The organism is Ruegeria sp. BK1 (assembly GCF_056535645.1).
This window is the reverse complement of sequence record NZ_JBQFIS010000001.1, coordinates 3,518,514-3,532,685: the sequence shown is the minus strand read 5'-3', so window position 1 is coordinate 3,532,685 and position 14,172 is coordinate 3,518,514. Positions and strand designations below refer to the sequence as shown.

Annotated in this window: 13 protein-coding genes; 8 read left to right on the top strand and 5 right to left on the bottom strand. The window is 60.7% G+C overall.

Features of this window, described 5'->3' with window-relative positions:
- Positions 1–57 precede the first annotated feature (57 nt).
- Complete coding sequence (locus ACR3E7_RS17515) at positions 58–954, top strand: LysR family transcriptional regulator (RefSeq protein ID WP_480505099.1); 897 nt, start codon at positions 58–60, stop codon at positions 952–954.
- Positions 955–964: 10 nt separating this feature from the next.
- On the opposite strand, the gene ACR3E7_RS17510 is transcribed toward ACR3E7_RS17515, so the two are convergent.
- Genes ACR3E7_RS17510 through ACR3E7_RS17500 form a run of 3 tightly spaced genes read right to left on the bottom strand, consistent with a single transcriptional unit; the run spans position 965 to position 5,499 of the window.
- Complete coding sequence (locus ACR3E7_RS17510; protein ID WP_480505097.1) at positions 965–2,236, bottom strand: NAD(P)/FAD-dependent oxidoreductase; 1,272 nt, start codon at positions 2,234–2,236, stop codon at positions 965–967.
- Positions 2,237–2,275: 39 nt separating this feature from the next.
- Positions 2,276–3,310 carry an ACP S-malonyltransferase gene (locus ACR3E7_RS17505; RefSeq protein ID WP_480505095.1) on the bottom strand — a complete coding sequence of 345 codons (1,035 nt, stop codon included), beginning with the start codon at positions 3,308–3,310 and terminating at the stop codon, positions 2,276–2,278.
- Positions 3,307–5,499, bottom strand: a complete 2,193-nt coding sequence (locus ACR3E7_RS17500; protein WP_480505093.1) for a dehydrogenase E1 component subunit alpha/beta — start codon at positions 5,497–5,499, stop codon at positions 3,307–3,309. The genes ACR3E7_RS17505 and ACR3E7_RS17500 overlap by 4 nt, the downstream gene beginning before the upstream one ends.
- A 235-nt stretch (positions 5,500–5,734) precedes the next feature.
- Here ACR3E7_RS17500 and ACR3E7_RS17495 point away from each other — a divergent pair, with 235 nt between their 5' ends.
- Complete coding sequence (locus ACR3E7_RS17495; RefSeq protein ID WP_480505091.1) at positions 5,735–6,619, top strand: LysR family transcriptional regulator; 885 nt, start codon at positions 5,735–5,737, stop codon at positions 6,617–6,619.
- Between the two features lie 169 nt (positions 6,620–6,788).
- Here the strand turns inward: ACR3E7_RS17495 and ACR3E7_RS17490 are convergent, their stop codons facing one another.
- Positions 6,789–7,946 (bottom strand): acyl-CoA dehydrogenase family protein, encoded by a 1,158-nt coding sequence (locus ACR3E7_RS17490; RefSeq protein WP_480505090.1) that lies wholly within the window; start codon positions 7,944–7,946, stop codon positions 6,789–6,791.
- 89 nt (positions 7,947–8,035) lie between these two features.
- Positions 8,036–8,614: a TetR/AcrR family transcriptional regulator gene (locus ACR3E7_RS17485; protein ID WP_480505088.1), complete on the bottom strand. Its 579-nt coding sequence runs from the start codon at positions 8,612–8,614 to the stop codon at positions 8,036–8,038.
- A 300-nt stretch (positions 8,615–8,914) separates the two neighbouring features.
- On the opposite strand from ACR3E7_RS17485, the gene ACR3E7_RS17480 reads away from it, so the two are divergent.
- The 6 genes from ACR3E7_RS17480 to ACR3E7_RS17455 all read left to right on the top strand — a co-directional run bounded on the left by ACR3E7_RS17480 (position 8,915) and on the right by ACR3E7_RS17455 (position 14,142).
- Positions 8,915–9,379, top strand: coding sequence for a nuclear transport factor 2 family protein (locus ACR3E7_RS17480; RefSeq protein ID WP_480505086.1), 465 nt, complete (start codon positions 8,915–8,917; stop codon positions 9,377–9,379).
- 12 nt (positions 9,380–9,391) lie between these two features.
- The gene (locus ACR3E7_RS17475; RefSeq protein WP_170786915.1) at positions 9,392–10,012 is read left to right on the top strand and encodes a pyridoxamine 5'-phosphate oxidase family protein; all 621 of its coding nucleotides are present in this window, start codon (positions 9,392–9,394) and stop codon (positions 10,010–10,012) included.
- A gap of 31 nt (positions 10,013–10,043) precedes the next feature.
- Positions 10,044–10,220, top strand: a complete 177-nt coding sequence (locus tag ACR3E7_RS17470; protein WP_170773835.1) for a hypothetical protein — start codon at positions 10,044–10,046, stop codon at positions 10,218–10,220.
- A gap of 94 nt (positions 10,221–10,314) precedes the next feature.
- Positions 10,315–12,786 (top strand): heavy metal translocating P-type ATPase, encoded by a 2,472-nt coding sequence (locus ACR3E7_RS17465; protein ID WP_480505084.1) that lies wholly within the window; start codon positions 10,315–10,317, stop codon positions 12,784–12,786.
- On the top strand, positions 12,783–13,172 hold the full coding sequence (gene cueR / locus ACR3E7_RS17460; RefSeq protein WP_480505082.1) for a Cu(I)-responsive transcriptional regulator: 390 nt from the start codon (positions 12,783–12,785) through the stop codon (positions 13,170–13,172). The genes ACR3E7_RS17465 and cueR overlap by 4 nt, the downstream gene beginning before the upstream one ends.
- A complete protein-coding gene (locus ACR3E7_RS17455) occupies positions 13,114–14,142 on the top strand; it encodes an NAD(P)-dependent oxidoreductase (protein ID WP_408015522.1) in 1,029 nt (342 codons plus the stop codon). Before cueR ends, ACR3E7_RS17455 begins: the two co-directional genes overlap by 59 nt.
- The last annotated feature ends 30 nt before the right edge of the window (positions 14,143–14,172 follow it).

Sequence of the window (14,172 nt, the reverse complement as noted above, 5' to 3'; positions counted from 1 at the left end):
CAGCTTTCCCTAATCCGCCATGGACCTCAAAACCATTCATGAATAATCATAGATGATATGAGAAATATTGATTTTACCGATCTGGACGGCAAGGTCCTTCGTGTCTTCCTGACCATTCTCGAGGAAAGCTCGGTCTCGAAGGCGGCCGACCGGTTGGGCGTCACGCAATCGGCCATCAGCCATACGCTGGCTAAGCTGCGGCAGGTTCTGGGCGATCCGCTATTCGTGCGCTCGGGCCAGGGCCTGACCCCGACCGAGCGCGCCTTGGCGCTGAAAGACCCGGTTCAGCATGTTCTGGACGGGATGCGCGCCCTGACCGAAGACCGCCCCTTTGATCCGCAAGCGGAACAGATGCAGATCCAGATCGCCACCAACGATATGCCGCGCGAGTTGATCTTTCCCACTCTGCTTCGGGCCGCGCGATCTGAAGGCATTGGCCTGCATCTGGGGTTCATCCCATCGGGCGTGCCGGACCCGGACCTTCTGCGCAGCGACCGATGCCAGTTGATGTTGACACCGCTTCCGCCCGACGGGCCGGACATTTTTCAAAAACGCATCCTCAGCAGCCCGCTGATGATCTTCTATGACGCCGCACAGCGCAAACCGCCGGACAGTTGGGACGTCTATTGCAGCACCGAACATGTCGAGGTGCGGTTCGCCGATGGTCGAAGCTCGCGCGCGGTGATGCGCGGCGTGGATCAAAACCAGATCAGACCGCCCACCGTCACCCTGCCCCATTTCAACGCCATCCCGTCCTTTGTGAAAGGCAGCGACCTGATCTCGACCGACACCGCCTTGATGAAACGCGGGCCGTTGGCGGCGCTGGATTGCGCGCCGTTGCCTTTCACGTGTGAGGAGGTCTCGATCTACATGGTCTGGCACCAGAGATCGGCGAATGACCCGGCCCATCGCTGGCTGCGCGGCCGGATCGAACGGATTGCCGCCGCACTATGAAGGGGGCGGTTTAGAACCGGGCTTTGATGAGATGCGTCAGCGCCGCACCGGTCTCAAAATATGCGCGCCGCAGCCCGGTCCAGCTTTCGCGGTATCCCTCAACTGGCGGAACGGGCAGGAGGGCGGGATCATCGCGTAGCAAACTGTCGGCCATCTGGCGACCAAAAACAGTCCCCGGCCCGATCCCACGCCCTGAAAACCCGTGCGCCGCCAGCGCATTCGGGCCGATCCGCGCGATTTTCGGAATGTGGTCCGAGGTCATTGCGATCCGCCCGTGCCAACCTTGCACCAACGGCTGGTCGGCCAGCTGCGGATAAAGCGCCGCTATCTTGCGTTTCGCCCACGCCTTATGGGCACTGCTTCCTGCATGACCAAGATCCCCCATCGCGCCGATGATGAACCGCCCGTCCTGATCCAGCCGGAAAGACGTCATGATCAACCCGGTATCCCACGCCCCTTCGCCCCCGCGCAGGATACTGGCGCGCAGGTTGTCCGACAAAGGGGCCGTGGCAAACTGGAAGTAATAAACCGGCACATAGGCGGGCGCGGTATCCGGCATGCCCCGGTGATAGGCATTCGTGGCCTGTATCAACGCCATCGCCCGGAGAGAGCCTTGGGCTGTTGTCAGGGTCCAGACATCGCCATCATGGGACAGAGAGAGAACCGGGCTTTCCGTAAAAACCTGCGCCCCCGCCTGAGTCGCGGCGCGGGCCAAGCCGCGCACATAGGCCAGAGGCTGAATCGTTCCCGCCCGCGGATCGAAAAGCGCCCCGTGAAATGCTGCGCTGCCGGTGCGTTGCCCGGCCTGATCGGTGCTCAACAGTTCCACCGGCGCGCCTGCCGCCTTGAGCTGCGCATGGCGGTTTTCCAAGTCCCTGAACCCCGCCCCCGAATGCGCGCAATGCAGGGTGCCGTTGCGGACAGGCTCGCAATCGATCCCGTGCAGCGCGATCAGGTCGAACACATCCCCCGGTGCAGCGCCCAAAAGGTCGATTAGGCGATTGCCCGGCTCAGCCCCGAGATGCGTCCGGATCTCGTTCGGTGGCAGCCATAGCCCCGCATTGGCAAAGCCCACATTGCGACCCGACCCACCATGCCCGATCTCATGCGCCTCCAGCAGCGCCACCGACGCCCCCGATTGTGCCGCCGTCAAAGCCGCCGAGCAACCGGTATACCCGCCACCGATCACGGCCAGATCGACCGTCAGATCGTCGGTCAGAGGGGTGCTGTCCACATGCTCGCGGCAGGTGTTCAGCCAGAGGGACTGGTCATGGTCGCTCACATCGGGCTCCTTGCGCATGCGCGGATCATCAGGGCTGCGTCAACCGGTTGCAAGCGAACGCTGATCTTCTCGCCCCATAGCGATCAGAAAGGGCTGTGCGTCCTGCTGCGCCTGAAATGCCGCTTTGTCGGACATGCCCTTCCAATCGGCCAGAACCAGCGACTGCGCCACCGCCCCACCCAGGGTTGCCCCTGGTCCGGTGACGATGAACAGATCGGGCGCAAACTCGCGCGCGGCAGTCTGGATGGCGCGGGTGAAATCATAGGTCTCGGTGACTTGATGCCCTAGGGTGTAGTCCCACAGCGCTTGGGTGTCCGTCGCCCCTGGCCACCAGATTTTTCCACGCCCATCGATCAGAGGACGTTCGGGCGGGTCAAACATATCCGCAGACAAACGCGCCCGCCCTTCGGCAGCCACCGGCGCTTGTAGCGCAGTGTGAAACGCGGCGTGGTTTGCCAAGCGCATGGGAAAGCGATCCTGCACAGTTGGTTGCGCGTGTTCAAACGCGCTTAGGCCGGCCTCATTACCTGCCAGAACCAGCATACCGCCCAGATCGATCGACAATGCCAACTCGTGCCCGTCCAGAGCGTCAATCCGCACGACATCGGCCAACAGTTCAGCCTTGCGCTCGGCGTCGTTCGACCAATCCTCTCGGGCGAACGGATACACAAGCTGCCCGCCGATCAGGTGGTCCTGCATCAGCGGGCCCATGGTGTTCACCACGCGGAATCCGTTTTCTGGCGTGACCGCGCCGCCCGCCGCCAAAGCGATGTACCACCCCATCGAGTTTCCGGTGACGGCAACGACTTCGATATCAACCGCCAGCGACTGCGCATCGGCCAGCGAGGCTGCGTAAATCAAAGGCGACGCGATATCGCCACGAGAATACGTGCTGATCGTATACCGACCTGCACCATCCAAGGCCGTGACCCCTTCTTGCCCTGCCTCTGCGCGAATTGCGTCAAACTGGGCAAACAGCTGCATCCGGTCAGCATGATGGCGATGCAGATAGCCCAATTCGGGTTTGTTGTATGTCCCCCGACCGGGGCAGATCAGAACAGCGGTGCGGGTCATTGGCGACCTCCGGTCAGGTTTAATGCGGCGGCCAAAATCCCGTCTTTCGACGGCAAGGGCGCAGCATAGGCGGGGCCGGTTGCTATGAAACTGTCGTCGGCGACAACACGGGCGATTGGAGTGGCCGGACTTTCTTCGGCGAAGAAAGTCATCAGCGCCTCGGACTGGCTGCCGGTGCGGCGGCATTCGTCGACGATCAGCACATGTGCGCAGCCCTCGGTGGCCTCGTACAACGCCTGAACAGGCAGTGGCGCCAGCCAGCGCAGGTCGATGATCCGCACGTTCAACCCCGCCGCCTGCAGTTCGGGCAGCGCCTGTTTCGACAGGTAATGCCCGTTGCCATAGGTCACGATGGCCAGATCGGTACCGTCGCCATGCACGCCCACCTCACCCAGCGCAATCCGTTGATCCGGTGCGGGATAGGTCGTCATCCACCTCCCGTCCTGCGCCCCATTCAGGTCACGCATGGGATAGAGCGCAATGGGTTCCAGAAACACCACCACCCGCTGTTCTTCGCGCGCCAGGCGGACGCATTCGCGCAGCATCTGCGCCGCTTCCTCTCCGGTCGAAGGACAGGCGATGACTACCCCCGGAATATCACGCAGCACGGCCAGCGAGTTGTCATTGTGGAAATGCCCGCCGAACCCTTTCTGATAGCCCAGCCCGGCAATTCGCACGACCATAGGGTTGGTGAACTGCCCGTTCGAGAAAAACGGCAGCGTCGCGGCCTCGCCCCTGATCTGATCCTCAGCGTTGTGCAGATAGGCGAGGAACTGGATTTCGGGGATCGGCACAAACCCGTTATGGCCCATGCCAATCGCCAGCCCCAAAATCGACTGCTCGTCCAGCAGCGTGTCGATCACCCGGTCCGGCCCGAACCTCTGTTGCAGTTTTTGCGTGACGCCATAGACGCCCCCCTTACGGCCCACATCTTCGCCCATGCAGACGATCTCGCCATGCTCCAGCATCAGATCGGTCAGTGCCCAGTTGATCAGACGGCTCATGGGCTGAGGGTCTTTCATCGCCCGCATATCGCCACCAAACGCCTTTGCGCGCGCCTCGGCACTAGGGCCATTGGTGGGTTTGCAAACGCGCTTGGGCGGGATCAGGCTGGCCATCACCTCGGCGGCGGTGCCCAAATGCGGGCGCGTGGTGGTCTCGGCAGCGATGCGATCAGTGCGGGCGCAGGTGTCCTGATATATCTCCAGCGCCTGATCCGGCGACAGTGTCCCGGCCTGATCCAAAAGGCGCACAGAATGCAGCAAAGGGTCATTTGCCTCATCCGCTTCGACCTCGGATTTGGGCATATAGGTGGTCGGTACGTCAGCACCGGCATGACCGTAAAGACGTACGGTTTTCAGGTGCAGGAATGCGGGTTTGCGGCGGGTGCGCACATAGTCGGCGGCCTCTTGCGCGACGGCATAGGTCTCGTAGATATCCAGCCCATTGGCCTGAAAATACCGAATGCCGGGGCGATGCTCCATCGACGTCTGTATCCAGCCCTTTGGCGTTTTGACCGAGATACCGATTCCATTGTCCTCACACACAAACAATAAGGGCAGCGGCGTCGCTTGCACGCTGGTCCAGCCCGACGTGTTAATCGCGCCCTGTGCGGTCGAGTGGTTGGCCGAGGCATCACCAAAGGAACACATGGCGATCCCGTCCTCAGGCAACTCACGGTGCTCAGGCGCATGCCGCCGCGCCGCGCCCAGAGAATAAGCTGCGCCGACCGCCTTGGGCAGATGGCTGGCAATGGTCGAGGTCTGCGGCGGGATGGTCAGCGCCTTGGACCCCAACACCTTGTGCCGTCCGCCCGACGTGGGGTCTTCGGAAGAACAGGCAAAACTCAGCAGCATGTCCCAGGCGATCTGCTGGCCCGGTACCTGCTCTGCGCGGGCGATCTGAAACGCGGCATCGCGGTAATGAAGAAAGGCGATATCCGTGGGGCGCAGAGCATGGGCCACGGCCGCCATCCCCTCGTGCCCGGATGAGCCGATCGTGTAGAACCCCTGCCCCGCCTTCTGCATGGCGCGGCTGGTGCGGTCCAGCGCGCGACTCAGCACTTGCGAGCGGAACAGTGATACGGCATCGGCATCGCTCAGACCGGACCGGGGCGCGTTGCCTGCGGGAAAATCGCGCGCGGTGACGCGTTTGAGGAAGTTCTCATGCACGATCTGAGCGCGATCCATCTGCGCCTCCGTCCTTTTGTTGTCGGATCATGGGCGCTGCCGTGCCCTGTGATCCCCGTGGTGGCCTACGAACGGCCAGGTCTTCTGTTACAGCAATAATCGCGCCCACGAAGGGCGGGCAAGACCTCTGCCGGATCATCGCCGCCGAAGACCGAGTTAAAACGCATCAATCTATCAGGCTGGTGCAATCGAAATGCCAGTGATAATCCATCCGAAAGGTATGAGGAATAATCATATGATCGCCCCCCGACGTTTCCTGCCCTCCATCCCGTCCCTGCTGGCGCTCGAAGCTGTGGACCGCCTTGGCAGCGCCTCTGCGGCGGCCGAAGAACTCTCGCTGACACAAAGCGCAATCAGTCGCCAACTCAAAACAATGGAGGAACAACTGGGCGTCGATCTGATCCAGCGCAGCCAGATGCGCCTCCACCTGACCCCGGCAGCCAAAGAATATGTTCAGGTCGCGCGTACTGTGCTGCATCAACTGGCACAGGCTTCGGTCAAGTTGAAAGCAAACCCCAAGGGCGGGTCGCTGAACCTGTCGATCCTGCCCGCCTTCGGCATGCACTGGCTGGCCCCCCGCCTTCAGGATTTTGCACGCCGCCATCCCGAGGTAACGGTGAACCTCAACACACGGCTCCGACCTTTTGATTTCGAGGTCGAGCATTTCGATGCCGCCATTCATTTTGGACAACGGGATTGGCGGGGCGTGAATTACTTGCCCATCATGCGTGAGGATGTCGTGCCGGTCTGTGCCCCCTCGATCCTGCCAGAGCGGGCGGATCGCATCGACTGGCTGCTCAGCGCGCCTTTGCTCCACCTCGAAACCCGCCCGGATGCGTGGGAGAGATGGTTTGCGTTTCAGGGCAAAGAGGTGTCAGGGCTTGGCGGAATGCTGTTCGACCAGTTTTCGACCATGGGGCAGGCAACCGTTCACGGGTTGGGCGTGGCGCTGCTGCCGAGTTACCTTGTGGAAGATGACCTGCGCTCCGGGCGTCTTGTTCCCGCTTGGCACGGTCCGGGCGTCAGTCTGGGGGATTTCTACTTGGTCTGGCCCCAATCCAGGGCCGAATCCGAGCCGTTGAAATCCTTCGTTGAATGGCTACGCGGACAGGTCGGGTAACCCAAACCTTAAACCAGCACGCGTAACAACAGTAGCAAACTGCGCGGCCTTGCGTCCTGCGGACGGCAGGGGGCCGGGCAGGCGTGGGCTGAGCCCGCGCCTGCCCGGCTCAACAGGAGGAGATGTTTCGCCAGAAACGTCAACGACCGGCGAGAGCGCCCTGTCGTTCTTATTTGTCCAGCGAGCGGGCGATGAGTTCTTTCATGATCTCATTGGTGCCGCCATAGATCGTCTGTACCCGCGCATCCGCGTAAAGCCGTGCAATCGGGTATTCCATCATGAATCCATAACCGCCAAAGAGCTGGAGGCATTCACCCATGATTTCATTCTGAATTTCGCTACCCCAGTATTTCGCCATCGACGCCGTGGCCGCATCTAGCGTACCCGCCTGCAACTGAGCCAGACAGTCATTGAGGAAGCTGCGTAGAACTTCGGCTTTGGTCTTGCACTCCGCCAGCTTGAAGCGCGTGTTCTGGAAATCCATCACGCGCTGACCAAAGGCCTTACGCTCTTGCGTATAGCGCACAGTCTCGGCAATGGCGAAATCAATCGAACCCAGAGCGATCAGAGCAATCGTCAACCGCTCCCAGGGCAGCTGCTTCATCATCTGATAAAAGCCCTGCCCCTCTTCAGGACCAACCAGATTGGTCATCGGCACTTTGACGTCCTCAAAATACAGCTCGGCCGTGTCGTTGGCCTTCATGCCCAGCTTCTTGAGGTTGCGCCCCTTGCGGAAACCGTCGGCGCCCTCGGTCTCGACCGCGATCAGCGACACACCCTTAGAGCCTTGCGACTTGTCGGTCTTGGCCGCCACAAGGATCAGATCGGCCGACTGACCATTGGTAATAAAGATCTTCGAGCCGTTCAGGCGGTAGGAATTGCCGTCCTTATCTGCGGTGGTGCGGATCGCCTGCACGTCCGACCCGGTGCCGGGTTCGGTCATAGCCAGTGCGCCGACCATCTCACCCGAGGCCAGTTTCGGCAGCCATTTCTGCTTTTGCTCTTCGCTGCCGTAGGCCATCAAATAGTGGATCACGATCGACTGGATCGGATAGCCCCAGCCGCAATTGCCGTGCGACGACTGGGCATAGAGAGTGACCGCATCAAACCCCAGATCCCCGCCAACGCCGCCATGTTCCTCTGCGATCGAGCCAGCCATCAGGCCCATCTCACCGGCTTTTTGCCAGAATGCGCGGTCGACCATCCCCTGATCATTCCAACGCTCTTCGTTGGGGACCAGTTCGTCCTGCATGAACCGATCCGCCATTTCGGCGAACATGCGGTGTTCTTCAGTGACCCAGCTTGCAGAGCTTGTAAACAAAGACATCAAGTGTCCTCCCATATCAATTTCTCCGGAAGGTACTCTTCGTCTCACTGCAATCCAATGCGCCAAAAGACGCCACAACGTAACGTCTTTCAGGCTTTTTCCCATCCAGGCAGCGCGCCTTTCAATAGAGCCAGCGCCGCGTCTTTTGCATCACGTGCCGGATCGCAGCTTTTCAACAGAACAGCGGACACGATAGCGCCTTCTTTCAAGATCAATATCTGACAGCCCAGCTTTTCAGGATCAGCCGCCCCGGCGGCGCGGGCCAAATCCGTGAAGTACTCCAGCAACAGACGCTTGTGCTCGGCCGCCTGAACGTGGATCGGGTGATCCTTATCCTGATATTCAGCCCCTGCCTTGATGAACATACAGCCGCGATATCCGTCTTCCTGAAACCATTCAGCCAACGCATCGAAACTGGCCAACAGCTTTTTCGCCGGCGTTTGGCCCAGCGCATCGATCCGCTGATAAAACCAAGTGCGAAAGTTCTCGTCTCTCAGCTGCAGGGCCGCGACGATCAACTCTTCCTTGGTCCGGAAGTGTTTGTACATCGAGGTCTTTGAGACGCCCGTTTCCGCCACCAGCTTGTCCATACCAGTGGCGTGAAACCCGTCCCTGTAAAAGACCTGCAGCGCATTGCGGACAAGTTCGTCGCGTTTGTTGGGGCGCATGATTCGGCTCCTGAGTGTACTGATCAGTACATAATTGTAGCCGCGTCCCGCGACAAGGTTACACGAAATCCAACGTCAACAGCCTTGAAAAGAAGCCGATTTAGCGTCGGTCGCAAAGTTTTTTCACTTTGAGACTTGCAAAAGTTTACCGATCAGTACACATTCTCTTCAAGATGTACCGATCAGTAAACTTAGGAGCTTTACAATGAAACGCCGCACCAGCCCGTTTTCCCCTCAGTACGTCCCGTTCCTGTTGACACTTGCGATGCTTGCCGCCGCGCTGACCTGAAAGATCAAGACATGAGCCGACCCCCTCTGCCCCCCTTCACCCTGGAAACTGCTACACAAAAAGTGCGCATGGCTGAAAATGGCTGGAATAGCCGCGACCCCGATCTGGTAACGCCCGCTTATACCGAGGACAGCCAATGGCGAAACCGCGCTGAATTCCTATCGGGACACAAAGACATCCATGCCTTCCTGACCCGCAAATGGAACAAAGAACTGGACTACCGTCTCATCAAGGAACTCTGGGCCTTTTCCGGCAACCGGATTGCTGTGCGCTATGCGTATGAATGGCACGACGACAGCGGCCAATGGTTCCGGTCTTATGGCAATGAGAATTGGGAATTTGCCGAAGATGGCCGGATGGCCAAGCGCCATGCGTCGTTGAACGACCTGCCGATTGCCGAGGAAGACCGGTTGTTCCGCTGGAGTCAAGGCCCACGGCCCGAAGATCACCCCGGCCTGTCTGATCTGGGCCTGTAGAAAGGATCGCCCATGCCCCGCGCCTTTTCCGAATTGACCTTCACCCCGGCGGTTCTGGCCCATCAGGAACGGATGGGATCAGCAAGGACCTATGCCAAGTTCATCGAAGACGGGCCGCAGCAAGGGCACCAAATCGGTCCGGCAGAGAAAGCGTTTATCGAGGCGCGGGACGGGTTTTACCAATCTACAGTGTCCGAGACCGGCTGGCCCTATGTACAATATCGCGGCGGGCCGATTGGGTTCCTGCGCGTGCTGGGGCCCACGACTATCGGCTACGCCGATTTTTCGGGCAACAAGCAATATATCTCGCGCGGGAATCTGGACGGGAATGACCGGGTAGCGATGATCCTGATGGACTACGCCAACCAACGCCGGTTGAAAATATTGGGTCGGGTAGAGTTCACCGAGGGCGAAGCCGCTGCCGCCAGCCTCTATCCCGATGGGGCCGAAGCACCAGCCGAACGCGCCGCGATCATCCGGGTGGAGGGGCTGGACTGGAACTGCCCCCGACACATCACGCCGCGCTTTACCGAGGCCGAATTGCGCCCGCATCTGAACACGCTTGGTCAGCAACTGGCGCAGCTTCAGGTCGAGAACGAAAAGTTAAGGCAAGAGCTGGCACAAAGATCTTGAACCGACCCGTAAGGTCTCAGTGAGTTTAGGAATGGAAAAACTGTCAATGCTACGCACGACACTCAACCTCACCGGCCTGTGCCTTTTGGGCCTGCTGGCTTGCGTATCGGTCCTGATGCTGGGCTTTTTTGCCTCGCCCGAAGCGGTGCGCGCAGCGCCGCCTGCGCAGTATAACTCGCTGTTGTTGCAAGCCTTGCCCCAGCGCTGAGCCACAATGCATGGCGGGTATGCGGCATAAACCCTTGACCTTCCCGTGACTGGAACCCCCACTTAGAGGGCAACAGCAGATCAGGATGAGTCGGATGACCACCGCACATGAAACCCGATTGAACATCACAAGAATGGGCTGCGCATCCTGCGTGGGGCGCGTGGAAGCGGCCTTGCAAGGCGTCGCGGGCGTGTCCGAGGCAACGGTGAATTTCGCGGCCGGGACGGCGCAGGTCGCGTACGACGGCCCCCTCAGCGATGTAACGCAAGCGCTGCAGGCTGCGGGGTATCCGGCTGCAACAGCCGATGTCACGATGAAAATCGACCAGATGAGCTGCGCCTCTTGTGTGAACCGGGTCGAGCGTGTGTTGCGCGCCGACCCCGCCGTGATCGCAGCGGATGTGAACTTGGCCACCGAAAGCGCAACGATCCGCTATGTAGAGGGCGCGACAGACCCTGCCTCGCTTGCAAAACTGGCGGGCGATGCAGGGTATCCGGCGCATATCGCCCAGACGGACGAGACCTCCGCCGACAAGGCACATGAGGCCACGGCACTGACCCGCACGACTTTGATCGCGGCAGCGCTGGCCTTGCCCGTATTTGTCCTTGAAATGGGCGGACACATGATCCCCGCCTTTCATCATTGGGTACATCAGACCATAGGATTGCAGACCAGCCACCTGATCCAATTCGCCCTGACCTCGGCCTTGTTGGTCGGACCGGGCCGGGTGTTTTACGTCAAGGGTATTCCGTCGCTGCTGCGGCGCGCACCGGATATGAATGCGCTGGTTGCAATGGGTACGGGCGCGGCGTATCTGTACTCGGTCATCGCCACTTTCGCGCCGGGCCTCTTACCGCAAGGCAGCGCGAATGTGTATTTCGAGGCTGCCTCGGTCATCGTTGTCCTCATCCTTCTGGGCCGCGCGATGGAGGCGCGGGCCAAAGGCCGCACCGGCGCTGCGATCCGCAAGCTGGTAGGCCTGCAGCCAAAAACCGCGCGCGTCGAACAGGGCAACACCACCGTGGACCGCCCGATTTCCCAGATCAACGTCGGCGACGTCCTGCAAATCCGCCCAGGCGAGCGGGTTCCGGTAGATGCCGTGGTGCTGGGCGGCACATCCTATGTCGATGAAAGCATGATCAGCGGCGAGCCCGTCCCGGTTGGTAAAGCCCCCGACGATCAGGTGGTGGGCGGCACGGTAAACGGCACCGGCGCACTGCGCGTGCGTGCAGCGCGGGTCGGGGCCGATACGGTTCTGGCGCAGGTGATCCGGATGGTTGAACAGGCGCAGGGGGCCAAGCTGCCAATTCAGGGGCTGGTCGACAAGATTACCGCGTGGTTTGTGCCTGCCGTGCTGGCTGTTGCACTGTTGACCATTGCGATCTGGCTGATCTTCGGACCAGCACCTGCCCTGCCGATGGCGCTGGTCACTGGGGTTTCGGTCCTGATCATTGCCTGCCCCTGCGCGATGGGTCTGGCGACGCCAACTTCGATCATGGTCGGCACCGGGCGCGCGGCTGAGTTGGGTGTTCTGTTCCGTAAGGGCGATGCGCTGCAACAGTTGCAACAGGCCAAAGTTGTGGCCTTGGACAAGACCGGTACTCTGACCATGGGCCAGCCCGAGCTGGAAAGTGTCACCACCGCCAACGGGTTCGATCGCGACGACGTGTTGCGCCTGGCCGCTGCGGTGGAATCGCGGTCCGAGCACCCCGTCGCCACCGCCATCACGCGCGCCGGACCTGTGGACTTGCCGCAGCCAACAGAATTCACATCTCAGACCGGGCTGGGCGTCCGGGCCGTGGTTGAAGGGCGCGAGGTGGTGATCGGTTCTCCCCGGCTGATGTACCGGAACGGGGTGGATTTGTCGGGCCTGACGCCCGAGGCAGATCAGCGCGCCGCCGCAGGGGCCACGCCTTTGTTTGTGGCGATTGACGGTCAGGCTGCGGCTTTGCTGACGGTGTCGGACCCCGTCAAACCCGGCACGATTGAGGCTCTGGACAGGCTGCACGCGATGGGCCTGACACTTGCCATGGTCACGGGGGACAACGCCCGCACAGCGCAGGCGCTGGCCGATAAGCTGGGCATCGACCACGTGACCGCCGAGGTGCTGCCCGATGGCAAGTTGCAGGCGATCAATGCTCTACGCGACCAATTTGGCGCGCTGGCCTTTGTGGGCGATGGCATCAACGACGCCCCTGCGCTGGCCGCTGCCGACACCGGCGTGGCGATTGGAACCGGCACGGATGTGGCGATTGAAACCGCCGATGTCGTGCTGATGTCCGGCGATCTGCGCGGTGTGGCCAATGCCGTTGAGATCAGCCGCCGGACGATGCGCAACATCCGTCAGAACCTGGGTTGGGCCTTCGGGTACAACACCCTTTTGATCCCGGTGGCGGCGGGCGCTTTGTATCCCCTTGGCGGACCGCTGCTGTCCCCGGCTTTGGCAGCAGGAGCGATGGCCTTGTCCAGCGTCTTTGTCGTCACCAACGCCCTGCGCTTGCGACGGGTGCGGGCCAGCCTGCCCGAACGGGACATGAAACACCAAACTCAGGCGGTGACCGCATGAATATCGGAGACGTGTCGGCCCAGACGGGCCTGCCCGCCAAAACGATCCGGTATTATGAAGATATCGGTCTGGTCAAACCGCTGCGGGACGACAACGGGTATCGGGTATTTCGCAGTCAGGACGTGCACAAGCTGAACTTTCTGGGCCGCGCCCGCTCCTTGGGGTTCACCATCGACGACTGCCGAACCCTGATGGCACTTTATGAGGACGAAACCCGCGCCAGCGCGGATGTCAAAAAGGTCGCCCGGGCACATCTCGCGCAGATCGAGGCCAAGATCGCCGATCTGAACGCCATGCGGGATACGCTGGGCCATCTGGTAGAGGCCTGTGCCGGGGACGACCGTCCAGATTGTCCGATCCTGCAAGATTTGGGTGGCGAACCATAGCGCAGGGTTGCCCTTTTCGCGCAGCTTTGCTTTGTCTCTGCTAAACATTCCGATCTGCTGCACTAAGTGGGTATCGGACAGCAGAGAGGATCTCCACATGGCAAAAGTCGCGTTTTTGGGTTTGGGTGTAATGGGCTATCCGATGGCCGGCCATTTGCAAGCCGCCGGTCACGACGTCACCGTTTATAATCGCACCACAGCCAAAGCTGAGGCTTGGGTCGCCCAGCATGGTGGCTCGATGGCGGCGACACCACGCGAAGCCGCTGAGGGCGCAGAGTTTGTCATGGCTTGTGTGGGCAATGACGACGATCTGCGCATGGTCTGCAATGGTCCGAACGGCGCGTTTCATGGTATGTCCGACGGGTCGATATTTGTTGATCACACAACCGTATCCGCCAAAGTCACGCGTGAGCTTTACGAGGCCGGAAAAGCCGCAGGTATTGCGTTTGTTGATGCTCCGATCTCAGGCGGTCAGGCGGGGGCTGAGAATGGGGTCTTGTCGATTATGTGCGGCGCAGATCAGGCGGCTTATGATGCGGCAGAACCGGTGATGCAGGTCTATTCCAAAATCTGTCGCCGTATCGGCGAAAGCGGCGCAGGTCAGATGACCAAGATGTGCAACCAGATTGCCATTGCCGGATTGGTGCAAGGTCTGAGCGAGGCGCTGCATTTCGCGGAAAAGGCCGGGTTGGACGGGCGATCGGTTGTTGAAGTGATCAGCCAGGGGGCGGCCGGCAGCTGGCAGATGGCCAATCGCTATGAGACGATGCTGGACGATCATTTCGACCATGGTTTTGCTGTCGACTGGATGCGCAAGGATTTGGGGATTTGCCTTGATACCGCGGATGAGACCGGAGCCTCGCTGCCGGTGACAGCCTTGGTCGATCAGTTCTACAAGGATGTGCAGAAACTGGGCGGGGGACGGTGGGATACGTCCTCGCTGATCAAGCGGTTGCGCGCTTTGGGGTGATAGGGAAAGGGGGGCGGTCTGCCCCCCATC

Coding starts and splice junctions, on each gene's coding strand:
- ACR3E7_RS17485 (WP_480505088.1), bottom strand. CDS start 8,614: ATGCGCCCCAACAAACGCGACGAACTTGTCCGCAATGCGCTGCAGGTC.
- ACR3E7_RS17475 (WP_170786915.1), top strand. CDS start 9,392: ATGCCCCGCGCCTTTTCCGAATTGACCTTCACCCCGGCGGTTCTGGCC.
- ACR3E7_RS17505 (WP_480505095.1), bottom strand. CDS start 3,310: ATGACCCGCACCGCTGTTCTGATCTGCCCCGGTCGGGGGACATACAAC.
- ACR3E7_RS17495 (WP_480505091.1), top strand. CDS start 5,735: ATGATCGCCCCCCGACGTTTCCTGCCCTCCATCCCGTCCCTGCTGGCG.
- ACR3E7_RS17490 (WP_480505090.1), bottom strand. CDS start 7,946: ATGTCTTTGTTTACAAGCTCTGCAAGCTGGGTCACTGAAGAACACCGC.
- cueR (WP_480505082.1), top strand. CDS start 12,783: ATGAATATCGGAGACGTGTCGGCCCAGACGGGCCTGCCCGCCAAAACG.
- ACR3E7_RS17470 (WP_170773835.1), top strand. CDS start 10,044: ATGGAAAAACTGTCAATGCTACGCACGACACTCAACCTCACCGGCCTG.
- ACR3E7_RS17500 (WP_480505093.1), bottom strand. CDS start 5,499: ATGGATCGCGCTCAGATCGTGCATGAGAACTTCCTCAAACGCGTCACC.
- ACR3E7_RS17515 (WP_480505099.1), top strand. CDS start 58: ATGAGAAATATTGATTTTACCGATCTGGACGGCAAGGTCCTTCGTGTC.
- ACR3E7_RS17480 (WP_480505086.1), top strand. CDS start 8,915: ATGAGCCGACCCCCTCTGCCCCCCTTCACCCTGGAAACTGCTACACAA.
- ACR3E7_RS17465 (WP_480505084.1), top strand. CDS start 10,315: ATGACCACCGCACATGAAACCCGATTGAACATCACAAGAATGGGCTGC.